The sequence below is a fragment of the Leptospira soteropolitanensis genome (assembly GCF_026151655.1).
Classification (GTDB): Bacteria; Spirochaetota; Leptospiria; order Leptospirales; family Leptospiraceae; genus Leptospira_A; species Leptospira_A soteropolitanensis.
Window position 1 is genome coordinate 407,580 of the sequence record NZ_JAMQPN010000001.1, and the last position, 22,348, is coordinate 429,927.

Genomic DNA, 22,348 nt, shown 5'->3' on the forward strand with positions numbered 1-22,348 from the left:
CGTTCTTATTTTAAGTTTTGGTTTGCAAAGTCCCAGTTCACTAAATTCCAGAATGCTTCTACGTATTTTGGACGGGCATTGCGGAAATCAATATAGTAAGCATGTTCCCAAACATCGATCGTTAACAAAGATTGGAGTCCATCTTTCAAAGGGCTACCAGCATTGCTTGTATTCACGATTTCTAATCCATCACCTTTTTTAACAAGCCAGGTCCAACCTGATCCAAAGTTAGTAATGGCCGATTGGGAAAACTTTTCTTTAAACGCATCAAAGGATCCGAATGATTTTGTGATTAAATCAGCAACAGCACCTGTAGGAGCTCCGCCACCTTTAGGGGAAAGGGAATGCCAATAGAAGGTGTGGTTCCAAATTTGCGCGGCGTTATTAAAAATTCCGCCAGAAGATTTTTTTACAATTTCTTCAAGAGTTGCATTTTCAAACTCAGTCCCTTTGATTAGGTTGTTGAGGTTTGTAACGTAAGTTTGGTGGTGTTTTCCATAGTGAAACTCTAAAGTTTCAGGTGAAATGTGCGGAAGAAGGGCATCCTTTGCATAAGGAAGTTCTGGGAGTTTATGTTCCATGATCGATCTCCTGATGGATTCAAGTGTAATTGTATTTTGTATCTAGTATGGATCGCAAAAGCAAACCGTAAACTAAAAAAGTAGAACAATTCTAATCGTTCGCCTCTATTAATTTCGACTGACTGTAGAACGAACAGTCTTTAATAAATTTAAAATTTCTGAATGTAAAACTCCATTAGAAGCTACTAACTCAGGAAGACCAGTATAGTAATGAACTCCATTTAAGTCCGTCAATTTCCCACCTGCTTCCGATAAAATCACAGAAATGGCCGAAACGTCCCAATGTTTTACAGTTTTTTCCCATATAGCATCCATCACACCTTCTGCGATAAAACAAGCATCCAAAACAAAAGAACCAGTCCTACGAAAGGATCTTGCGTAGGTTAAAAATCCAGATAAATCAGCCATAATCTCTTGGATCATATGGGCTCTTTTTGTGGGAAGATTGGGTGAAAAGATAGCTCGATTTAATTCGGATATTCGGGAGGTAACAATGGGTTCTCCATTTTTGTATGCGCCCTCACCAAGCACAGCTGAGTATACAGATTCCTGTGGAGGTACAATCACCACTCCACCAACAGGAGTTTCCCTATGCTCTAACCCAAAGGAAATTGCATACAAAGGAAGGCCTCGAACAAAATTCATAGATCCATCCACCGGATCCAATACCCACTTAAAGTCACCACCATCAATGGTTGGTTTGTCCTCACAAATAATTCCATCTTTTGGAAAAGACTTTTGTAAAAAGCGAATTAAAATATCACCTAACTTACCATCGGCGGCATCAATTCTTTCTTTTTCATCTGCATCAGTTTCTGACCGAATCGCAGACACTTCCCGTTGGATTTTTTTTGCTTCATGGATGATTCCCATCGCATTTGCTTTTACGTATTCAATCCGTTTGATGGTTTCATCTACGGGGAAATTAATGGTTGGTGAAGATATGCCCATACTACCTGCTTTTAATTATCGGATGATTTTTGTAGGACTTTCCATAAAATATTACCAGACTTTGACTGAGTTCTTTCAACGTCAAAGGACGAAAGGTATTTATGGTATTTTTTTAATGTTTCATCTGGGATTCCAGATTCTGTTTGGGTTAATATAGGATAAAAATTTCGAAATTGCTGAATTGTTTTTGGTAAACTTGGAATAAGAAAACGTAGGGACAATGACAAATAATCAATACCAATCGGGCTATAAATTCTGCCTAATTTCCAAACATCTGCAGTAATTCCTAATTCTTCACGAATTTTTGATTCAGTATCTGAAAAATCAATTTCATCAAAAATCTCTGAAAACTTTCGAATTGGTTTGGAATCATCCCTTTCCGATTCAACGCGAAAAACACCACCCTGAAATCGTTTTGCTTCAAAGTCCGTAATGTTTTCCCCATCTTCTTTCGTGGAATGTAGATGGATGATTTTAGTCTGAAAATACAATCGATCTGTAATGATGGATGGAGTCATATTTTGTGAGCCAGGTTTTTTGATTTCTTCTGACCCCGCTCCACCCAAGTACAACATATCAACAGAAAACACATATAAAAAACGAGAAGAGCCAAATAACATGGGACGAACAAAAAACAATTTTCCAGTTTCCCGTTTGGGCCTAGGTTCTGGCAATAAACAGGTTCCTTCTATGGCTTCGGGAATATATTTTAAAATGGTATGAACAAAATCTTTTATATCACCAAACTCAGGTTGAGTGACAGATGTTCCTGAGATTACAAATTTTTCAGGAAACTGTATGTAAGGTGTGTGTAAATTATCCACATAAATGTCGCCTGGTTTATTTTTAGCAGACGTTTCATTTAGTATCCGGTTTATTGATTTATAATCTTGTATTTTCATTTTCTATATTAAAATACCAAAGTTCTATTTTGGAATTTTTTTGATTTTATAACCAAAAGGTTTTAAGATCGAAAGTCCCGCCAACTTATATCTGTTAGAGTGGTTCATTGTAATTTCATAATTGAATTGTTTTCCCTCTCGGTAATGGCGTTCAATTGTTGCACCTAAAAATCCAAAGGATACCCCTGCTCCCTTTAATATCTTTCTATACAATAGGATAAAACTTTCGGGTGTTAAAGAAGTCCCCACATAATAAACCTTTCCTTTCCCAAAAGTATTCACAGTTATCGCAGGTTTACCGGAGTAAAATTTTTTTGAATCTTTATATCTTGCTATGACTTTTGCCGTTGCTGGTTCTAAAATCTCACAGAACTTAGAACCTTTAAGTGGTAAAATCCCCATCCGAATCCCTACTTTCTCTATAGCCGGAGCTTCAAACTGAAACACTTCCACTCCAGCCATTTCTCCAAACACTCCTGGAACCGGTTCTTCTACCATCCAATGGTCTTTGTCTTTGATTCCTGCCCTATACCCGAGAACCAAAGTTCCTCCGCCAGCTACATAAGTTTTTAATTTTTCAACAATGGATGGATCGAACATTGTATAAAGAGGTAATGTTAAAACTTTGTAATTCGACCAGTCAGTGTCTGCATTGATAGGAAGAGAATGAGCATTTACATTAAGAACATTTGTGCCAGCAAACCAAGTAGCAAGTTCAATATCGTATCCTACTTGTGCAAAGGGAACTGGTGAAAATTTTAGTCCATCACTCAATGGTTGGTGTTTGTAATTACGTGAGTTTTCAATATCATGTAAAATTGCCACCTCGGCTCTGTAAGGCGAATCGGCAATATCGTTTGCAAATTCACTGATATCTTCAATAGTCTTTTTTAACTCAAAATATTTAGATGTTTTTCTTTTTCCATGATCCAAAATTCCATAACAAAGTTGTTCCTGACCAAACCGAGCCGTTCGGTAACGAAAAAAATAGATTTGGTTGGCACCATTGACAATGGCTTGCGTGAGCCAAAGTCCAATTTGTCCCGGTGGTGGAAGATAACCTAAAGTATCATGGCCTTGTACACCAGAAAATTGTTCCATCACAGTGTATGGTTTATTTTTCAAACCTCTCGAATATTGTTGTGTGGCAGTAACCAAAGGATGTGGGTATGGTTCCTGTTGGTTTCCCCAAACAGGATAATTGTCCCAAGACACATAGTCCAGTTTGGAAAACAACTTTTCCATATCAGTGATTGGTAAAAAAGGAGAAGGATAAAGGTTTGTTGTTAGTGGTTTCCCTTTGCTATACTTCCTTAAAATCTCTGCTTGGAAATGAATGTAAGAAACCAGTTCATCTGATTGGAATCTGTAATAATCTTGGATCATTGCTGGATTGAAGTTACTTGCCACATGAGCTGCTGGCAAAGGAATTTCTTTCCAATCAGTATAAATCACCCCCCAAAATATATTCCCCCAACGTTTGTTAAGCGAATCTAAAGTTTTGTATTTTGACTTTAACCAAATTCTAAAGTTTTCTAATGCTAATGGAGAATAATCGACGTCGGATCCTTCATGGCCTGGCTCATTATCAATTTGCCATCCGACAACTGCTGGATGGTTACCAAAATGTTTAGCCATAGCCGTCACAATTCGATCTGTCGCTTTTTTATAAGCTGGGGAAGAGAAACAAGCCTGGCGCCTAGTCCCAATCCCTCTAATAATTCCTTCTTTGGATACCTGAACAATTTCTGGAAATTTTTTATATAACCACGGTGGAAAGGTAGCCGTGGGTGTTCCTAGGATGGCTGTCATTCCGTGATCTTGGAGTTTTTTCAAAACTGCATCGAACAAAGAAAAGTCGAACTTCCCCTCTTTCGGTTCCATAATTCCCCAAGCGAATTCCGCGAGTCTTACTGACGAAAGACCCATTTCCTTCATGATTTTTAAGTCTTCATCCCAATCCTCAGGGTTCCATTGTTCGGGGTAATAACAGGCGCCAAAGATCATATTTTTCCTTTTTGCGATTGCAGAATCTATCTTGTGACACAGACTGAATCAGAAAACAGCACTTTCAATCAAATAATGTCTGACCAAGTTATTTTAGGTATATCCAACTCCCACCAGTATCGATTCACTTTAGTCGATCTCACCGAAACTGCTAAAGAAGCAATGTTTCTACATTCTCTAAACAAAGAAATGTCCGTATTTCTTTCTAAAACCATGATGGGTGCGTTATTTCTCGCAGAGATGACAAAAAACCAACAAAAGGTGAGTATTCAATGGAAAGATGATTCCAACAAACAAGCCTTAGCTTATAGTGATCGATATGGTAAAATGAAGTCTGTCGCTTATTCCGCAAGTCATGCGGAAGGAGACATCCGCAACGAATTCATTTTAGGCCAAGGGATTATGAAAGTGATTCGTTGGGACTTTGATTCTGATACATACCAATCTTATACAAACTTGGTGGAAGACACATTTGAAGTGAATTTTATCAAATACCTTACCGAATCGGAACAGATAAAGGCCATAGTAGGAATGGAAGTCTACCCTTTTGATTTTCCTGGAAATGATTTTTCCGCAAAAGGTTTGTTTTTTGAAGCGCTGCCTGATGCACCTGAGGAAAGTTTTCAGTTTTTAATTTCCAAAATCCAACCTCTTGTGCAAAAAGAAGCATTTTGGGCACTTAGAATCGATGAAATGTTAGCCGCGCTGCAAACAGAAATAGGTTCAGAGTTGGAAGTTTTAAGCAAAGAATCTCCTGAATTTTTATGCGATTGTTCCAGACATAAAGTCGCGGATATCATTGCATCACTTGGCAAACAAGAGGCTGATTCTATCATCGATGAATTTGGAAAAATTGAAATTACCTGCGAATTTTGTAGGACTGCTTACCAGTTCGACTCTTTTGACGTGGAGAAATTCTTTAATCAATGAAAGCCAATTTTCTCTCTCTTAGAGAATCGGAACTTAACCCAGTATTTCTAAGTTTGGACCAGTTGGTAGATCAATTTATAAAGAAAAACAAATTCCCTGTCATATTGATTTCTGGAGAAATGGGTGCTGGCAAAACAACTTTTATTCGAGAATGGTTTAGTCACTATGACACGAATAGTTCTATCAATTCACCTACCTTTTCATTATACAATATTTACGATTCGCCTAACTTTCGCTTGTATCATTTTGATTTATACCGAATTAGAGTTTTAGAAGAACTAGAAGATTTGGGATTTGAGGAAATCTGGGGAAAAGAAGGTGTGTCTGCCATCGAATGGTGGCAAATTGCGGAACCTAATTTACCAAAAACTAATCGAATCTATTTATCAATTGAAACAGATTCTATTGAGGTTAGATCCTACACCTTGCAATGGAAGGAAGAGGAATTACAATGAAAGTCCTCTACTTCGACACAACCCAGGACTGGATTCAGGTTCTTATTGCAAACTATTCGTCAGAATCCTCATTACAAATCCTCTCTGAACAAACACAAACAACTCCAAAAGAATCTTCTTATAAGTTAGTAGAATACATTCGCTCCGGTCTAGAAAAAGCTAAAATAAATAAACCAGACCTTATTATTGTAGCAAGTGGACCAGGTTCATTTACTGGCATTCGTATAACAGTCACTACGGCGAGAGACCTATCCCAATTATGGAAAATTCCAGTCTTCGGTGTCGATAGTTTAGAAGCTTATTTAGCAGGAATCAAAGGAACAGAAGATGCAACAGAAAATTCCCTACTCTGTTTAGATGGGAAACAAGGAAAATACTACACAAAATATAAATCGGAAAGTGGTTTTTCTGACTCTTTGGATCTGATTCCCGAAATCATCGAAACAAAAATAATTACTAATGAATGGACACCTAACAATTGGTATTATACTGGAAATTTACCAAAGTTTTATCCCCCAACGGCCACAAAAATTGAAGCGACAAACTTAAATCTATCGTCTATACTACAGTATAGTTTGAAACTATATTTCAAAACAGAATCGAACCAAAACGACTATTTATCTCTCCTGCCAAATTACATTCGCGGGACCTACGTAGATCACAAATGAATTTATGGATACCTATAAAATACAAAGAAAAATCATAGAATTTCTGGATCAAAAATCTGGAAAGGACATCACTAGACAAGAGATCAAAAAAAAATTTACCGAATCAAGTGAATTCAAAAGACCAGATCCGAAAACGAAGAAAGTAAAATCCTTCAAACGAAAAGAAAAAGTTCCTAGAAAAGAAATCGAATTTTTAATCGATCAACTTCTTAATTTGTTAGAAGCAGAAGGATTGCTGATTCCGAATAAAAAATACTTAACCGTTGCAAGTCCCTTTCGCCTAACAGGAAGAATTTCAATTTCTCGAAGAGGGGATGGATTTATTTCCCTCCCTTCTAAAAATGAAATTTTCATTCCAGGACCAATGACCAATTCAGCCATTACGGGTGACAAGGTTGAAGTCATTCCATTGGGAGTTGGTAAAAAAGACAGATTAGAAGCTGAAGTCACGAACATCCTAAAACGAGGCCGTGTTCTTTACCGAATGAAAGTTAAAGAAAAAACAAACAAATTTGTTTTTGGAAGTTTCTTGGATATGCTCGGTGAAGGAAAGGAAGGTGTAATTCATGTTAAATCCATCCTTAAAGATACTTTTGATTCGATTAATGTTAACGATATATTAATCGTAAAGTTCAAAGAAGGTGCGATTCCACATGATAATCTTTACGATGTGAGTTTTATCCGATTCGAATCGGACACAAAAGAAGACGCTGATTTACAACGGATTTTAATGAAATACAATTATGATCCGGTGCATCCAGACTTCATTCCTTTGGACTTTACTGAAGAAGTTTCAGAAAAGACAGTTTCTGATTGGAATAGCAGAACTGACTTACGAGACTTATATGCGGTAACAATCGATGGAATTACAGCAAAGGATTTCGATGATGCCATTAGTTTTGTCGATGAAGGGAACAGACTTCGCGTTTGGATTCATATTGCAGATGTTTCTTACTATGTAGAAAAAGATTCTCCTCTGGATAAAGAGGCGTATGAAAGAGCTACTTCTGTTTATTTAGCAAACCGTGTAGTACCTATGTTGCCACCCATTTTATCTGAAGATCTTTGCAGTTTGGTAGCCAATACCAATCGTCTTGCCTTCACCGTCGAGATGGAAGCAAGTAAAACAGGTGAAATATACAATGCTAAGTTTTATAAATCTGTGATCAAAGTGAACACAAGATACACTTATGAGATGGCCGAAGAAGAAATTAAAGCTAAAGATCTAAAAAATTGGATGTATCAAGTTTCACAATTCACAGAAGCCCTTCGCAAACGCAGAATGGAAGCGGGTAGAATTGATTTGAATTTACGCGAAACAACTATCACTTGGAATGAAAGAAAAGAACCCATTGGGATAGAGAATCGTGAACGCCTAACAAGTCATATTCTCATTGAAGAGTTGATGTTATCTGCCAATCTAAAGGTAGATGAGTTTTTAAGAAAAAAGAAAGTCCCTTCCCTCCACCGAATTCACGAAGCAATGGATGAGGAAAAATTAGAGACTCTCAATCATTTTCTTCAATTGAATGGATACAATATCCAAATCAAAGACACAACTTATCCTGAGATTATGAAAGCTGTCAAAGAAATTGAAGACGGATCTGTAGGTAAGATTTTTAACTATTTACTTTTACGTAGTTTTATGCAGGCATACTATGGATCGGATCCTCTTGGACACTGGGGCCTGGGGTTTAAGGACTATTGTCATTTCACATCACCAATCAGGCGCTATCCCGATTTAATCGTTCATCGTGTATTACATGCTACCCTTTTAGAAACAGATAAGGTCTATTCTGAAAATGAAATAGCGGTAATGGGACTTCATTGTTCCGAAGAAGAAAGAAGAGCCGCAGATGCCGAACGAGACATTGTAAAAATCAAATCTTTTCGTTATTTAGAATCTACAGGAATAAAAGAGTTCAAAGGTTTTATCGTTGGGATCAGACCTTCGCAGATTTTTGTAGAATTGGATATTTCTAATTTGGAAGGTGTTTTGGATAAATCGGAATTCACCGATGAATTTGAAGTAGTCATCAAAAATGATTTTTCTTTTTATTCGAAAAAATATTCCAAAATATTTTTTATCGGTGATCCTGTGACAGTGAGCCTTGATCGCATTGATTTTGAAGAGATCAAAGTTTTTCTTAAATTAAAAGATTTCAAAAAAGACGAAGTCCCAGTGAAAAAGAAATAACCAAAATCCTTGAATCTATTTTATAAAGATAGATTCGGGATTTCTTCCCGTTTCCAAACCTTTCTAAAAAACTTTCGATCATTTACCTGGATGGCCATGATCTTTTGAATGATGGCTTCTTCACTGATTTGATAGGTTTGCATCAGATCTTTGTCCAAAGATAGTTGCGAATGAGCTACCCATTTTACAAGAGAACGTTTTGTTCTTTCTGACTCTGGAAGCAGCTCATTCACATTGGAAAAAAATTGTTCATGACTTAAGAAAAGACCGTTGGAAATTTCCGGCATAGGTGCAGCGCCGTGGTCAGCTGTTACTACCATTATGAAGCGATCACCAAAATTTGATTTTAGAAATTCGAATATAGTTTGAATTTCCTTATCTGTAGCCTTTAAAACTTGCTCTGCTTCTTTTGATTCCCATCCATATAAATGCCCTACTGCATCCGTAGCCTTCAAGGTTACATACGCAAGATCGGTAATTCCATCATTTGCTTTTTTCGTGTTGATGATGGTTTCTGTAATTGTATCTCGAAAGAGGGCACCATCTATTTTTGCCTGAAATTCTGATCCTTGGAAGTTGTGGATTTTTGCGATTAAATCGATTGGATCTTTAGCATCAAAATGAGTGGAGATGTCTTTTTTATGGTTCAAATAGAATTGGTACAAGTTATACTTTTGCACTGATTTAGGAACAAGGAAAGCATCGTTATAGGTTGACCATGATAAATTTTTCACGTCTTGCCAATAAACAAAATCATTGTCGGGTAGGTTTGTTGCTGAATCTTTTTTAACATGGGAAAAAAGTTTTCCATGTCCTGCCATACCAACTGCTGCCCTTGCCGCATAACACTGGCTTACAATAACAGGTTCATTATTCTTTGATAGATCCCATTCATCAGCAAAACTGGGAACTTGCATCTCGCTCAAATCCCAATCTTTGTCTTTTCCTTGGTAGACGGGCCTGTGGAGGACTTTTCCATCTGCATATGTATAAATTTCATTTGAAAAGATTTTTGAGTCTTTAGGAAAAGCACCGGTTCCAATCGCCATATGACCCACAGCTGTATGCGATTCCAAATGGGCTACTTTTGCCTTTTTAAAGTAAGCTGAGTTATTTTTTAAATCTTCAAGAAAGGGATAAGCGCCTTTATGTGCTTTGTATAGTTGTCTTCCACCTTGGTCCACAACAATGGTAACGATGATTTCTGGCTTAAGATTTTGATTTTGGAATATTTTTTCCAGATAGGAGACATCGATTGTATTCTTAAATTTGAAATCTAAAATTTTTCCATAAATGGATGGAATATGTTGTTGGTTAATTTCGTCTGAGTATTGCCCATTTCTGATCCATTTCGGTCCGTATATCCAAATCGGAATTTCTGTATCGTAAAAATACTGAGTATAATGTGAAGTGTAGTTAACTTCTTTCGAAAAATGTTCGTCTTCGTGATCCAATTGCCATTGGTTCTTTAACTCGTCCCAGGATAAATCATGATCTTCTAAGATATTTTTAATCTCTTCTTTTGAATAATGCGAAAGAGTGATTGCGTCCCTCGCCTCTCTATCAAAAATATTGAATGGAAATGGTGCTAAAATTAAATCTGTATCGGGCTGCATCGATAAATAGGCTGCACGTTTATAATCCTTTTCCCAACCACAATTGGATAAAACCAAAAACAGACCAACTATGACTAAAATATTTCGCTTTATGTTTTTTGGATTTATCACTGTTCCCGTCCTATCTTGTTACACTCTTCCCGATGTTTACTTTACTAGGCAAGTGAGAATTAAAGTTGTGGGTGATCTCATGTGCCATAACTCACAAATCTCCTCTTATTATTTTTCAAAGACAAAAGAATATGATTCTAGCAGCAGTTTCGAATTCGTTTCAAATTCATTACAAGATGCTGATTTAACATTAGGGAATTTAGAAACAACCATCACAAATGATCCTAATGAGTTTACTGGATATCCTAAATTTGGATCACCGATCGGTTATTTAACAGGGATCAAAAAAGCAGGATTTGATATTTTATCGACAGCGAACAATCATTCTGCGGATAAAGGAACTTTTGGAATTGATTATACTATTGACTCCGTAAATCAAATGGGAATGGTTCCCATTGGAACTTTCAAATCGTATTCGGATTATCTAGAACGAAAAGATTTTATTATCGAAGTAAATGGGATAAAAATTGCGATTTATAATTATACATATTCCACAAATGGAATTCCTGTTAAAAATGATCGAATCGTTCGGCTTTTGAATGAAAAACAAATTCGGGAAGATGTGAGTTTTGCCAAAGAAAGTGGAATTCATTTTGTCATACTTTGGTATCATTATGGAACTGAGTATGGAGAAAAACCGGATAAGTCTCAAACCAAATGGGTTCAGATTGGCTTCGAAGCTGGTGCTGATATTATCATCGGTGGGCATCCTCACGTAGTACAAAGAATCGATCAATTTCAGGATGAAAGGAATGGAGAGGATCGACTGGTTGCTTATTCCCTTGGAAATTTTTTGTCCGCACAAAATAGAGAAAACACCGATGGTGGGATCATTTTATCTTTTTCATTAGAGATAAATTCACAAAATCAAAAACGTATTAAAAATGTAAGCACAGATTCCGTTTGGATCTATCCACACGGATATAAAATCATACCAATAGCCAAATATGCGCAAAAAGAAATTCCAATCAAACTCCCGAAACATTTAGAAAAAAGAATGTTTAGCTATGAAGCTCATCTTAAAAAAATTCCCGGTCTTACTTTTTAATTTATTATAAATCATTCAGTTCATAAAACTTCTATGTGAAATGATTATAAATTTGAATGGATTTTCAATCCCTAGTTAGATCGTTTTGGGATTAGATATTAATTTAGATTTTTCATCCTAACTAGAAATTTCTTCAGAAATACGATCATAACCCTTACCTTCTCGAATCAAATCAATTGAATCATCATTAATTTGTAAGATGGTTGATAGTTCCATTTTTACAATCCCACCATCCACAATCCCGTCCACTTGGTTACCATAAATGGATTCCAAATCATCAATATCGATGATGAACTCATCATCGCAAAAGGCAGAGGTGGATGTAAGAGGAGAATCATGGATTTTTAAGAGTTCACTAAGGTAAATATGATCAGGAATCCGAATTCCAATTTGTTTGTCTTTATGATGCACCACAGAAGGTTTTGGCAGATTTTTATTGGCCTTTAAAACAAAGGTAAAAGGACCAGGTGTCACTCGTTTCATCAGACGGTAGGCTGAATTTGGTAAATACTCAATAAAATTCGATGCCATAGAAATATCTCTGCACATCAAAGAAAGTGGTTTGTCTTTGGGAAGTTTACGAATTGCGTATATTTTCTCAACACCCAATTTGGAGTGTGCATCTGCAATGATCGCATAAACAGTATCCGTAGGGAAAATATAAACGGCTCCATCCTTCAACCTTTCTGAAATTTGTTTGAGCTTTCGGATTTCTGGATTTTCTGGATGGAGGTATAGAATCATGCGTTTTCACAGCAGAGATTATTGTGCTGTGAGTCCCCCATCGAGAACAAGGCACTGACCCGTCATATAAGAAGAAGAATCAGATGCTAAATAAATCGCCGCACCTAGTAATTCTTCTGGTTTTCCAAGTCGTCCCATAGGAATTCCAGCAAGAACTTGTTTCATGATGAATTCTTTGTCTTTAATCATATCGGTCATTTCGGTATCGATAAGACCGGGACAAATCACATTCACTCGATAACCATTATTGCACCACTCAATAGCAAGGGCTTTCGATAAAGTAATGACTGCTCCCTTGGTCCCGGAATACACAGAAGCCAGTTTACTTCCTACCATTCCTAGAACTGAAGCCACATTGATGATGTTTCCACCTTCTTTTTTATGGTGTTTGTAATAGGCTTGGCAATTGCGAAAAACACCCACATAGTTTGTCTGAACTATATTTTGTAATTCCTCTTCTTTGAATCCAGAAGCAGGAGTGTTCGTTGCAATTCCAGCGTTGTTAATTAGTGTATCAAGTCTTCCATGTTTTGCCTTGATTTGACCAATGATTTCGAATGCCGCACCTTCATTACGAACATCCAATACTACTCCATTGATTCCTTCTTTAGCCATCCATTCAATGGATTCAGGTCGCGAACCTGCCCCGTACACAATGGCACCAGCGTCTCTAAAACCAAGAGCTAAAGATTTGCCGATACCTCGACTGGCACCAGTGATCAAAATTGATTTTCCTTTTACATCAAATAAACTCATTTTACCTCGTGATTGGAAGGATAACAATCGCTAGCTTGAGGTTTTGTGTCTTCCAAAAGTTTTTTATAATCTAAAGTATTATCATCCCGAACCAAATCTCTTCTTATGTAGTGTGTACCTTTTTCGTAATAATCCGCAACGGGATTACAATCTTGGATGTCTTCGGAAAAACCTCGTTTACATCCAAAAACAAAAACGATCGCACATAAAAAAATAGCCAAAAGTCGAGGACTCATCATTATGAAATGAAACAATATCCCGTAAGGAATAGCAAGAATTTGTTTATACTCAAATCGACGTCACCAAGACGAATCCAATTACTCACCGATCTTGGATTTTTGTTCCAGGTGAAACCATCAAACATTGATGAATCTCAAAAGAAGGACGAACCGGTGCTTCAGTATTTAGAACGAATGGTTCACTCAAAATTAGGAATCGATGAAGACCCTAACAACCTCTACTTGGCCGCTGATACCATAGTCGTTTTTGAAAAAGAAATTTTACACAAGCCAGTCGACTTGGAAGATTCCGTTCGGATCCTAAAAACACTGTCGGGAAAAAAACATTCCGTATTTTCTGGAGCCGGTTTGCAGAAAGGATCAAAGGTTGATTTTTTTTACGAGGAAACCGGAATCGAATTTAAAGATTGGAATGAGGTAGAAATTCGAGATTATATTTTAAGATGCCAACCTTTTGATAAAGCAGGTTCTTATGGAATTCAGGATACAAACGGGCCGGTTGCGACAAAACTTGGATCATATACAAATGTGATGGGATTTCCCCTCCGAAGTTTTTTAGCTCGTTCTTCGGCGTGGTTGCCTTATTGGGAAGGGTCTATTATGCGTAGAGGTTGACTAAATTTCCAGGTTTGTAAGCCGCTTTTGCCTCTGGACTAGTTTGTACCTCAGCTGCTTTTTTTTCCGTTTCTCCGGAAACATATCTTGGCTGGTAGGAACGCGATTGGATTGCTTCCACTTGCTCTACCGCTTGTGTATTGTATGTGGGAGACACATACATATACGGTTCGCCCAGTCCTGAAACTCTTGCCACATTACTTGAGATTTCCATACTATGAATATCGCCTCGTTCGTATCGAAAGATTAGACCGGATTCACGAAAATGGAAACAAAAAAATCGCAAGCGAGAGAATTTAGCTCTCTTTTCCAACTATTCAAAACTCAAACAAGTAACCTCCCACAATTTTTTGCCTACACAGGGGAGGATTCTTATGAATTTGAACTCATCATCGAACATTACAAAGAAGCACTTTCAAAATCTTCAGGTGCATACGAAATCATTCTGATCGTATCTGAATCAGGAGAGCAGGCAAAACTTTTTGCTGAACTTTTCACTCCTGATATGTTTTATCCAAGAAAACTTATCATTGTCAAACAAGCTGCTGCTCTTTTTAAACCCATACTCGATACAAAGGCGACACAAGAATGGAAAGACTTTGCTTCTGGTTTTCGAAAAAACATAACCTCTGTTTCTGATGAAATTTTTCTCATTGTCCATTACGATGGAAAAGACATTCCTCAAAGTTTAATCCAACTCTTTCAAGGTACCTTAAACTATTACAAAACCAAGTTTTTATATCCGAGTGATTATCCAAAAGTTTTCAAAGAAGTTTGTGACCAAGAACAAGTGCACTTTGAACCAAATGCAGCCGATGAATTCATTCATCGAATTCCTGCAAATGTCGGAGCTTACCTTAAAAGCGTAAAAAAACTCAAACAATACTTACATCGTTCCAAATTTACAATCGAAGATGTTAATTCAGTTCTCTTTAGTCAAAATGAACTGAATACCAATGTACTTGTAGAAACTTTGATTCAAAAACGAAAGGTTGATTTTTTTAAAGAGTTTACCAAGTTCAATGATCAAAACTCTGAAATTCTAAGTTTCTTAACCAGACTCAGTTACAAACTGGATGAAATTCGTAAAATCAAAGTCATTCGAGCAAGACACAATGGCGAAGTACCAATTCCCATCATGGATGAACTTTTGAAAACAGGAAGTTATTCCGATGCGAGAAAAAATTTTGTAAGAAGGCAATTGGTTTCTGACTCTGCTTTATTTACAGATAAAATTTTGGATCTGTTTTATGACCAAGTAATTGAAATGAATATCAAATTCAAATCAGGGCTTCGCGACGAAGAAGGAAGGAATTATTTTTTACAGAAAATTATGCATCTCTTTTCTTTACTTCAAGAAAGATCTTCCAAATGATATTCATGTAATTTCCGATACAAATTCCTTTCAGAGATTCCTAGTAGTTTAGCAGCCTTTTCTCTGTTTCCTTTTGTATAAATCAAATTTGCTTTTATGATTTCTTTTTCATAACTTTCCAAACTGATTCCAGGTTTCACTTCCAACTCGCTTAGATGGTTCTCAAAAAAATGAGATGGGATCTGCTTCCAATACAATTGTTTGCCGGTTGAAAATCCAACCAATGCAAAGATCATGTCGCGTAGTTCAGAAAAATTTTTGGTGAACGATTTGTTCTTAAAGAAAACGAAAAATTCTTCTTCGATTCCTGAAATTTTTTTACCAAGCTCTGTATTTGCCTCTTCTAAAAACTGAGATACAAAAAATGGTAATTCAGAAATCCTTTTTTTTAAATTAGGTAGTTCAAACCTAAAAGATTTCAACTGATCATAAAAATCTGAATATACATTCTTTTGATTTAGAATTTCAAGCTCCTCAGAATGAATTTCCCAATACAAATATACTTTTGATTTTTCTTCGTATTTTTCTGACTTCCACCATTGTTGTAATAACAAAACTTCTTCTGGTTTTGCCTTTGTGATTCGATCAATCAGAATAGTAACAATTTGTTTGGATGTTTTGATTTTTTCTAAAGACTCCGAAAATGCAAATGGATAGGAAAAATCAAAATTTACTAAATGACTCGGAGATATATTCCTTTGTTCTAAACTTCTTTGAATCCAAAAACTTTTTCCTACCCCACCTTCCCCAATGATTAATATAGGCAAATTGGAATTAGAAGTTTCGATCCACTGATTGCGAATCTTTTGAATATCGGATCCATTACAAATCCATTCCGAAATGGATTTACTTCTTTTTGATGACACTCACTGTCCCTTGCAAATAACCATTAAATTCTCTAATTTTGTTTGAATCTAAAAACTTTTTTGCCTGTGAAGGCTTTACCATAAGAGTCTTTGGGTAAGTTGTATTTATTTTTAACAAGTTGGTTTCGGCAGGAGCATTTTTCACCCCCCATGTAGATAGAGGATCAAGAAGAAATGTAGTTTGAATCAAATACTCTTTTCCTTTTGTCACCACTACATCATAAGGTAACTGAATCCAAATGGCTTCGCCTTTTGATTCTACAAGTACTGTTTGGAATCTGTCTTTTTCCGTTTGGTCCGTATTGGATTCTGTTCGCAAAATGTATTCCAAATCTGTTTTAATTTCTTCTTTTTCCAGGACACGTTTGTCTGAAATTTTTTCATATGCAAGATAAAGATTGTAAGGTGTAACTACATCGACTGCAGCACGAACAAGAGAGGAATCATATTTTTTGATTTGGTTTTGATTCCAATTAAATGGCATTGGTATTTCCTCTATAGACGAATACACGTTAAATTGATTTAAATAAAGAAATTCATAGCCTTCCGAGGTTCCAATTTTTTGGTATTCTGTAATTCCTACAACGCGGCTATTACTTGCTTTGCCTATCCTTTGCAATTCTCGGATTGTACTTAATTCCGAATGGTTGGGAACTAGTAGAACTGGCTCAATTTCCATTTGCCGTAAATCGTTCAATGCCATGATGATCGATCCGGATTTATCCTTTACTGCAGAAGAAAGAAGTAAAAAAAGTTTTCGCGATTCTTTTTTCCCAGAAGAAATTTTAGACTTTAAACCTTGTAAGGCGGATACAATTGTCTCAGCCTGGTTGTTTCCTTGCCATCCTGTTTCTTCCATCAATTTTTTGATTTCAATATGTTCTTTTGTCAGTGGGATGGTGATAATTTTATCTTTCTTTACGAGTGTCACACCTAAAAACAATCCGTCCTGATCATACAAGGAAGACATACTCTTCAGAATATCTTTTTTATAATATGCGTATGCTGAATGAATATCGATAAAAAGACTAATTTCATAATTAGGAGTTATTTTGTTTTTCTTTTCATAAAACCGAGGAGGTAAAAAACGAAAACTTTTTTCATTATGTTTTTCATAAGCTAAGACAAAGTTGGAAATTAATTTGGATTGGATCGTTTGTTTTGATTGGTTTTTGCAGTTGAATATAATCGTTTTAACAAGGATGGGATTTCCAAAATCAATTTGATCTTGGACTACAAAATGAGAATCCCACTCTGTACAGAAAGAAAATAGATCCTGGTCTTTTAGTTCTCCTTCTTCGTTCCAATCCGATTCATTCAAATAATTTTCTACTAGTTTAGGATCTGTTATTTCGGTAAAAAAATTTCGTTTTAAATAATGTCGCGAAAGACGGGACAACTCAAATCCAGCCTCACGTCTTGAGCCAAGAACCGGTGGGACCTCGCCTGAAATATATGCAGGTAGGATAGAAATTTCTTTCCCGAACAAAAATTTAGGAGAGAATGCAATAAAAATTAAAAGCAATATTTGGGCTATACGGAAGGGTCGGCGAGACATAAAATTAGAATCGGTCTATTGAGGGAAAATGTAAATCTTTATCCTACAAGCATCATTCGTTTTCTTTGAGAAAAGATTGACAAGGGTTTTTTATGGGATCAAATTCTTCGGAAAAGGAGTAGATTCTTTATGAAGAAATCGCTTATCGTATGTGCCTCTCTAATCGCATTTGTTGTATCTTGCGGATCCAATGATGGAGGCAGAAGAGACGCTACGACCGTAGGTAAAAATGGTTGGATTTTTGAAGGTTGGGCATGTGCGCCTGACGCGGCAGCTGCTAAACGTGGTGAAAGCCCTGCTGAGTATTGCAAAGGGAAAGAAAAAGAATTCGATTATCTTTACATGAAATTTTCTGCACGTGCATCTGACAAAGCTATCAAAGCAAATTCAGTAGCAATGAAACAATCCACTTGCCGTGAAGCAGCTCGTCTTCAAGTTGCTGGTGATGGTTTGAAAAAAATCTTAGGTGAATACTTAGAACAAGCTTCTGGAGTATCTGATGGCCAATCTACAGGTTCCGTTATTGTTTCTGAATCTAAAGGTACCATCAAAGGTGTTGGAGTTTACGACTGCTGTTCACTTAACAATGAAACAGGAATTTGCGCAAACGTTGGCGAACCTGAAACTTGGGAAGAATGTCAGTGTGTTGGATACTTGCGTTATATGGGCGGACAAAAAGCTCTAGAAGCAAAAGCAACTGCAGCACAATAATTTAACTGTTTAGCTTTTAACTTCAAAAAGCCTCCTGATTTCGGGAGGCTTTTTTTTTGCCCATACCCTAATTACTTTTTTAGTTTTGGATCAAAGTAATGTTTGTGGATGAATTCTTGAACAATCTTGTGTTGTGATGCTGTCAAAGGTTGAAAGATTACTGAAGTAGTTTTTCCTGCAGTTCGATGTACAGTTCCTATTATTTCTAAAGGATTTTGATGAAGAGAAAAATGAACCCTTACTTGGTCACCTTCATAAAAAATGGCAGTCGTTTGGAAAGCAAGTCCTCCTGTTCCTAAATCGGAAAGGTGACCTGATACTGGTGTATTTCTTGATTTTACAAGTTCAACAGTGCAAGGTACGTCTAACTTTACACGTGCATCTTTTCGTTTTTGTTTAGCCCCAACGTATTTACTATAACTATCTGAAAATATTGACTGCTTTGAATCGGCCATTTTAACTTCCTCTATGCGAGACTAACAAATGTTTCACAGTTGATATTCTCGTTTTTTATTTCGCTTGTTTCCAAAAACTTAGAATCCATTTGTACTGATTCTAATTTATCTATAAATTGGTTTACATTGGTAATTGCCAGAAGTTCTCTTTTTGTATCTTCGGGGAAACCAGTATTCTCTATATATCGTATGAAGTGCTTTCGAAAAAGTACCAAAGCATAATCATCATCTGAAGGATAAAAATTTAACATTAGATTTAAATGTTCTAAAATGACAGCTTTGATTTCTAACCAGCCAACCACTTCCTTTGGCCTTTCAGAAAAAATCCAAGGATTTCCAATGGCTTTACGACCAATTAATACAAGATCGACACCGTATTTTTTTTTCTTAAACATTGCTTCAGAAAAACTGGCCACATCCCCATTACCAAAGATAGGTACATTCGCTTTGGATTTGATTTCACCAATAGCATTCCAATCAGCAAAACCAGTATATGCCATCGCTTTAGTTCTGCCATGAACAGAAATGGCAGAGACCCCTGATCCTTCTAATACTTTGACTGTTTCTAAATAGTTTAAGGAATTGGAATCCCAACCAAGGCGAATTTTTGCTGTGACAGGTAGTCCGGTTTTTTTTCGAATCCCTTCAATCATAGCACCAGCCAAACGAACATTTCGTAAAAGACCTGCCCCTGAACCGTGGTGGGAAACTTTTGCCACAGAACATCCCATATTCAAATCAATCACATCTGGATTTTTGGAAGCCGCAATTTCTGAGGCATTGACTACTGTGTCTAAATCCGATCCAAAGATTTGAAAAAAAATGGGTCGTTCTGTTTCTAAATAACGAAACATATACAATGACTTTGTATTACCAATGAGCAGTTGTTCTGTGGAAACAAATTCTGTATAAGCAAATGCCGAGCCAAATCTTCTTGTGATTTGTCTATAAGGACTATCAGATATACCAGCCATCGGAGAAAGAACAACATCACCCTTGATTGTCACTCCGCCGATGGTAATCATAAACCCTCTTTATTCCGAATCGGACTCCGAATCTCTTACGACAGCAAAGTCTTTTACGAAGTCATCATCTTTGGTATTTACAACTTTGACACCCATAGCAGAACGACCCACCATAGATATTGTTTTGACTTCTACACGAATTGCCATTCCAGATTGAGTGATAACAAGTAGTTCATCTTCTTCTTTTACAGATGCAATGCCTACAGCCCGTCCATTTTTTTCACCAATCTTCAAATAGGTCATCCCTTTACCACCACGACCTTTGGTAGAGAACTCTTCAAAATCAGTTCGTTTTCCAAACCCATTTTCGGATACGCAGAATAAATTGGTTCCCGGTTCTACTTTTGTAATCCCTGCAATGGCATCATCTTCTTCCAACTTCATCGCAGTCACACCAGATGCAGTTCGACCTTGCGAGCGAAGTTCATTCAAATTCATTCGAATCGCTAGTCCATTTTTACTTCCGATAAACACATCAAAGTTATTTGGATTGGCAATCACGTCGATGAGTTCATCACCTTCCCGTAGTCCGATCGCAATAATTCCGGATTTTTTAGTATTGGTAAATTCATCCAATTGAATTTTTTTCACAAATCCATCTCTTGTAACCATAAGCAAATACGATTCGTCAAAATTTCTAAAAGTGAATAAGGAAGTAATGATTTCATCATCATTTAAGTTAATAACTGCTTTTAGTGATTTTCCGCGTGCTTCTTTTGTAGCAATCGGTAACTCATAAACTTTCATGAGGAATGCTCTACCTTTATTGGAAAAGAGCATTAAGTTATCATGAGTCATGGCACTACTGAGTTTTTTAACAAAGTCTTCTCTCTTTGTGGAGATTCCTTGGACTCCCTTTCCTCCTCGTTTTTGGCGACGGAAGGTATCCATTGGAAGGCGTTTGATAAACATGTCTTCAGAAAGTTGAACTACAACTTCTTCATCTGCTATCAAATCTTCTGCATTAAATGTTGAGGATTCTAAAGATTCTAAACTAATTTCTGTTGTACGATTGTTTCCAAAAGACTGGGAAACTTTTCCAAGTTCCTCACAAATGATAGATTTAACTCGTTCTGGTTTGGCAAGAATGTCTTCTAGGTCAGCTATAAGAAGTCGCACTTGTTCTAATTCTTCGATAATCTTTTGAACTTCTAAGGAAGTGAGGCGTTGCAAACGCATTTCCAAAATTGCATCCGCTTGGATTTCAGAAAGTGAGAACGTTGCCATGAGGGAACTTTGTGCTTCTTTTACATCTTTGGATGCACGAATGATACGAATGACTTCATCGATGTTATCAAGCGCAATGCGAAGTCCTTCTAAGATATGTGCTCTTTTCTGTGCTTTGTCTAAATCAAATTCAGTTCGTTTGACAATAACTTCGTTTCTATGATCCGCATAGGATTTAAGAATTTCTTTTAAAGAAAAGATTTTTGGGCGATTATTTAAAATCGCAAGCATTGTAATTCCATAACTCACTTGTAGTTGTGTGAGTTTGAAAAGTTGATTTAGGATGACTTGCGCATTTGCATCTTTTTTAACATGGATTTCAACGCGAATTCCCTTTCTATCCGAAAGATCCAAAATTTCAGAAATCCCTTCAATGATTTTCTCATTCACAAGCTCCCCGATTTTTTCGAGTAAGTTCTTCTTATTCACTTGGTAAGGAATTTCATTGATGACAATGATCTCACGACCTTTGTTGTTTTCGATGATATCAACTTTAGATCGAATGCGAATGGAACCTTTTCCTGTGGCGTAGGCTTGGTATAAACCTTCGCCACCAATGATCGTTCCACCAGTTGGAAAATCAGGTCCCGGAAGAATTTTCATGAGTTCCGGAAGTGTGATATCCGGATTTTGAATGAGAGCAATAACAGCATTTACTGATTCTTTTAGGTTATGCGGTGGAATATTGGTAGCCATACCCACTGCAATTCCTGTGGAACCGTTTACCAGAATATTTGGAAAATTAGCTGGTAATACATCCGGCTGTTGTCTTGTATCATCAAAGTTTGGCGAAAAGCTAACAGTATTTTTTTCGATGTCTTTGAGTAGTTCTTCCGCAAGTTTCGTAAGTTTTGCTTCCGTATAACGATAGGCTGCCGCGTTATCACCGTCGACAGATCCAAAGTTTCCTTGCCCATCAATCAAAGTCTCTCGCATTGAAAAAGTTTGGGCCATTCGAACCATAGTTTCGTAAACTGCCGAGTCACCATGAGGGTGATAGTTACCAATCACTTCCCCAACAATTTTCGCTGATTTTACATAAGGACGATCTGATCTCCAGGCTCTTTCATTCATCGCATGAAGAATTCTTCTATGAACTGGTTTTAATCCATCTCTAACATCGGGAAGGGCTCGACCTACAATGACACTCATCGCATAATCAAGGTAAGCTTCCTTCATTTGATCTTCAATTTCAACCGGAATGACCCGCACACCGGCTTTGAGTGCACCCGCTACGTCTGGTCTACCAGAAAGATTCAGTGCTAAGGTTTTATTTGATTCGTTCTCTTGGCCGTTTTGTTCGGTCATTTT

Annotated in this window: 22 protein-coding genes; 8 read left to right on the top strand and 14 right to left on the bottom strand. The window is 36.8% G+C overall.

Annotated features, from left to right (window positions below; translation table 11 throughout):
- Nucleotides 1-5 precede the first annotated feature (5 nt).
- The 4 genes from ND811_RS01975 to ND811_RS01990 form a co-directional block, all read right to left on the bottom strand.
- A complete protein-coding gene (locus ND811_RS01975) occupies nt 6-581 on the bottom strand; it encodes a superoxide dismutase (RefSeq protein ID WP_004787680.1) in 576 nt (191 codons plus the stop codon).
- Nucleotides 582-689: 108 nt separating this feature from the next.
- Nucleotides 690-1,532, bottom strand: coding sequence for an inositol monophosphatase family protein (locus ND811_RS01980; RefSeq protein ID WP_135572680.1), 843 nt, complete (start codon nt 1,530-1,532; stop codon nt 690-692).
- 11 nt (nt 1,533-1,543) lie between these two features.
- Nucleotides 1,544-2,434, bottom strand: a complete 891-nt coding sequence (locus ND811_RS01985) for an LIC_10030 family protein (RefSeq protein WP_265350609.1) — start codon at nt 2,432-2,434, stop codon at nt 1,544-1,546.
- A gap of 24 nt (nt 2,435-2,458) precedes the next feature.
- Complete coding sequence (locus ND811_RS01990) at nt 2,459-4,441, bottom strand: beta-galactosidase (protein ID WP_265350608.1); 1,983 nt, start codon at nt 4,439-4,441, stop codon at nt 2,459-2,461.
- A 33-nt stretch (nt 4,442-4,474) separates the two neighbouring features.
- On the opposite strand from ND811_RS01990, the gene hslO reads away from it, so the two are divergent.
- From hslO to ND811_RS02010, 4 genes are read left to right on the top strand one after another with little or no spacing between them, the layout of a single operon-like run.
- Nucleotides 4,475-5,371 (top strand): Hsp33 family molecular chaperone HslO, encoded by an 897-nt coding sequence (hslO, locus tag ND811_RS01995; RefSeq protein WP_265350607.1) that lies wholly within the window; start codon nt 4,475-4,477, stop codon nt 5,369-5,371.
- Nucleotides 5,368-5,826 carry a tRNA (adenosine(37)-N6)-threonylcarbamoyltransferase complex ATPase subunit type 1 TsaE gene (gene tsaE / locus ND811_RS02000; protein WP_265350606.1) on the top strand — a complete coding sequence of 153 codons (459 nt, stop codon included), beginning with the start codon at nt 5,368-5,370 and terminating at the stop codon, nt 5,824-5,826. Before hslO ends, tsaE begins: the two co-directional genes overlap by 4 nt.
- Nucleotides 5,823-6,494 (top strand): tRNA (adenosine(37)-N6)-threonylcarbamoyltransferase complex dimerization subunit type 1 TsaB, encoded by a 672-nt coding sequence (gene tsaB / locus ND811_RS02005; RefSeq protein WP_265350605.1) that lies wholly within the window; start codon nt 5,823-5,825, stop codon nt 6,492-6,494. Before tsaE ends, tsaB begins: the two co-directional genes overlap by 4 nt.
- 4 nt (nt 6,495-6,498) lie before the next feature.
- Nucleotides 6,499-8,691 (top strand): ribonuclease R family protein, encoded by a 2,193-nt coding sequence (locus ND811_RS02010; RefSeq protein ID WP_265350604.1) that lies wholly within the window; start codon nt 6,499-6,501, stop codon nt 8,689-8,691.
- A gap of 20 nt (nt 8,692-8,711) precedes the next feature.
- Here ND811_RS02010 and ND811_RS02015 read toward each other — a convergent pair whose 3' ends face one another.
- Nucleotides 8,712-10,418, bottom strand: coding sequence for an alkaline phosphatase family protein (locus ND811_RS02015; protein WP_265350603.1), 1,707 nt, complete (start codon nt 10,416-10,418; stop codon nt 8,712-8,714).
- On the opposite strand from ND811_RS02015, the gene ND811_RS02020 reads away from it, so the two are divergent.
- Nucleotides 10,399-11,466 carry a CapA family protein gene (locus ND811_RS02020; RefSeq protein WP_265350602.1) on the top strand — a complete coding sequence of 356 codons (1,068 nt, stop codon included), beginning with the start codon at nt 10,399-10,401 and terminating at the stop codon, nt 11,464-11,466. The genes ND811_RS02015 and ND811_RS02020 overlap by 20 nt on opposite strands.
- Nucleotides 11,467-11,583: 117 nt before the next feature.
- Here the strand turns inward: ND811_RS02020 and ND811_RS02025 are convergent, their stop codons facing one another.
- From ND811_RS02025 to ND811_RS02035, 3 genes are read right to left on the bottom strand one after another with little or no spacing between them, the layout of a single operon-like run.
- Entirely contained in the window at nt 11,584-12,210 is a 627-nt protein-coding gene (locus tag ND811_RS02025; RefSeq protein ID WP_265350601.1) for an L-threonylcarbamoyladenylate synthase, read from the bottom strand.
- A gap of 18 nt (nt 12,211-12,228) precedes the next feature.
- The gene (locus ND811_RS02030; RefSeq protein WP_265350600.1) at nt 12,229-12,966 is read right to left on the bottom strand and encodes an SDR family NAD(P)-dependent oxidoreductase; all 738 of its coding nucleotides are present in this window, start codon (nt 12,964-12,966) and stop codon (nt 12,229-12,231) included.
- On the bottom strand, nt 12,963-13,205 hold the full coding sequence (locus ND811_RS02035; protein WP_265377407.1) for a hypothetical protein: 243 nt from the start codon (nt 13,203-13,205) through the stop codon (nt 12,963-12,965). Before ND811_RS02035 ends, ND811_RS02030 begins: the two co-directional genes overlap by 4 nt.
- A gap of 39 nt (nt 13,206-13,244) precedes the next feature.
- Between ND811_RS02035 and ND811_RS02040 the strand changes: the two genes are divergently transcribed.
- Nucleotides 13,245-13,820: a Maf family protein gene (locus tag ND811_RS02040; RefSeq protein WP_265350598.1), complete on the top strand. Its 576-nt coding sequence runs from the start codon at nt 13,245-13,247 to the stop codon at nt 13,818-13,820.
- On the opposite strand, the gene ND811_RS02045 is transcribed toward ND811_RS02040, so the two are convergent.
- Complete coding sequence (locus tag ND811_RS02045; RefSeq protein ID WP_265350597.1) at nt 13,804-14,034, bottom strand: hypothetical protein; 231 nt, start codon at nt 14,032-14,034, stop codon at nt 13,804-13,806. The two genes, ND811_RS02040 and ND811_RS02045, sit on opposite strands and share 17 nt — an antisense overlap.
- Nucleotides 14,035-14,085: 51 nt before the next feature.
- On the opposite strand from ND811_RS02045, the gene holA reads away from it, so the two are divergent.
- Nucleotides 14,086-15,195, top strand: a complete 1,110-nt coding sequence (holA, locus tag ND811_RS02050; RefSeq protein WP_265350596.1) for a DNA polymerase III subunit delta — start codon at nt 14,086-14,088, stop codon at nt 15,193-15,195.
- Here the strand turns inward: holA and ND811_RS02055 are convergent.
- Both ND811_RS02055 and ND811_RS02060 read right to left on the bottom strand, forming a co-directional pair.
- Nucleotides 15,174-16,061, bottom strand: a complete 888-nt coding sequence (locus ND811_RS02055; protein ID WP_265350595.1) for a helix-turn-helix domain-containing protein — start codon at nt 16,059-16,061, stop codon at nt 15,174-15,176. The two genes, holA and ND811_RS02055, sit on opposite strands and share 22 nt — an antisense overlap.
- Nucleotides 16,042-17,619, bottom strand: coding sequence for an LIC10012 family protein (locus ND811_RS02060; protein WP_322113429.1), 1,578 nt, complete (start codon nt 17,617-17,619; stop codon nt 16,042-16,044). The genes ND811_RS02055 and ND811_RS02060 overlap by 20 nt, the downstream gene beginning before the upstream one ends.
- Before the next feature lie 129 nt (nt 17,620-17,748).
- Between ND811_RS02060 and ND811_RS02065 the strand changes: the two genes are divergently transcribed.
- Nucleotides 17,749-18,330 (top strand): lipoprotein LipL21, encoded by a 582-nt coding sequence (locus ND811_RS02065; RefSeq protein WP_135745187.1) that lies wholly within the window; start codon nt 17,749-17,751, stop codon nt 18,328-18,330.
- A gap of 71 nt (nt 18,331-18,401) precedes the next feature.
- On the opposite strand, the gene ND811_RS02070 is transcribed toward ND811_RS02065, so the two are convergent.
- From ND811_RS02070 to gyrA, 3 genes are read right to left on the bottom strand one after another with little or no spacing between them, the layout of a single operon-like run.
- Nucleotides 18,402-18,785: a PilZ domain-containing protein gene (locus ND811_RS02070; RefSeq protein ID WP_265350593.1), complete on the bottom strand. Its 384-nt coding sequence runs from the start codon at nt 18,783-18,785 to the stop codon at nt 18,402-18,404.
- An 11-nt stretch (nt 18,786-18,796) separates the two neighbouring features.
- Nucleotides 18,797-19,810, bottom strand: coding sequence for a tRNA dihydrouridine synthase (locus ND811_RS02075; RefSeq protein ID WP_265350592.1), 1,014 nt, complete (start codon nt 19,808-19,810; stop codon nt 18,797-18,799).
- 9 nt (nt 19,811-19,819) lie between these two features.
- Nucleotides 19,820-22,345 carry a DNA gyrase subunit A gene (gene gyrA / locus ND811_RS02080; RefSeq protein WP_265350591.1) on the bottom strand — a complete coding sequence of 842 codons (2,526 nt, stop codon included), beginning with the start codon at nt 22,343-22,345 and terminating at the stop codon, nt 19,820-19,822.
- Nucleotides 22,346-22,348 lie beyond the last annotated feature (3 nt).

Bases quoted from the DNA above. Each gene is read 5' to 3' on its own strand.
- ND811_RS01975 (WP_004787680.1), bottom strand. From the start codon at position 581: ATGGAACATAAACTCCCAGAACTTCCTTATGCAAAGGATGCCCTTCTT.
- ND811_RS01980 (WP_135572680.1), bottom strand. From the start codon at position 1,532: ATGGGCATATCTTCACCAACCATTAATTTCCCCGTAGATGAAACCATC.
- ND811_RS01985 (WP_265350609.1), bottom strand. From the start codon at position 2,434: ATGAAAATACAAGATTATAAATCAATAAACCGGATACTAAATGAAACG.
- ND811_RS01990 (WP_265350608.1), bottom strand. From the start codon at position 4,441: ATGATCTTTGGCGCCTGTTATTACCCCGAACAATGGAACCCTGAGGAT.
- tsaE (WP_265350606.1), top strand. From the start codon at position 5,368: ATGAAAGCCAATTTTCTCTCTCTTAGAGAATCGGAACTTAACCCAGTA.
- tsaB (WP_265350605.1), top strand. From the start codon at position 5,823: ATGAAAGTCCTCTACTTCGACACAACCCAGGACTGGATTCAGGTTCTT.
- ND811_RS02010 (WP_265350604.1), top strand. From the start codon at position 6,499: ATGGATACCTATAAAATACAAAGAAAAATCATAGAATTTCTGGATCAA.
- ND811_RS02020 (WP_265350602.1), top strand. From the start codon at position 10,399: ATGTTTTTTGGATTTATCACTGTTCCCGTCCTATCTTGTTACACTCTT.
- ND811_RS02025 (WP_265350601.1), bottom strand. From the start codon at position 12,210: ATGATTCTATACCTCCATCCAGAAAATCCAGAAATCCGAAAGCTCAAA.
- ND811_RS02030 (WP_265350600.1), bottom strand. From the start codon at position 12,966: ATGAGTTTATTTGATGTAAAAGGAAAATCAATTTTGATCACTGGTGCC.
- ND811_RS02035 (WP_265377407.1), bottom strand. From the start codon at position 13,205: ATGATGAGTCCTCGACTTTTGGCTATTTTTTTATGTGCGATCGTTTTT.
- ND811_RS02045 (WP_265350597.1), bottom strand. From the start codon at position 14,034: ATGGAAATCTCAAGTAATGTGGCAAGAGTTTCAGGACTGGGCGAACCG.
- holA (WP_265350596.1), top strand. From the start codon at position 14,086: ATGGAAACAAAAAAATCGCAAGCGAGAGAATTTAGCTCTCTTTTCCAA.
- ND811_RS02060 (WP_322113429.1), bottom strand. From the start codon at position 17,619: ATGTCTCGCCGACCCTTCCGTATAGCCCAAATATTGCTTTTAATTTTT.
- ND811_RS02065 (WP_135745187.1), top strand. From the start codon at position 17,749: ATGAAGAAATCGCTTATCGTATGTGCCTCTCTAATCGCATTTGTTGTA.
- ND811_RS02070 (WP_265350593.1), bottom strand. From the start codon at position 18,785: ATGGCCGATTCAAAGCAGTCAATATTTTCAGATAGTTATAGTAAATAC.
- ND811_RS02075 (WP_265350592.1), bottom strand. From the start codon at position 19,810: ATGATTACCATCGGCGGAGTGACAATCAAGGGTGATGTTGTTCTTTCT.
- gyrA (WP_265350591.1), bottom strand. From the start codon at position 22,345: ATGACCGAACAAAACGGCCAAGAGAACGAATCAAATAAAACCTTAGCA.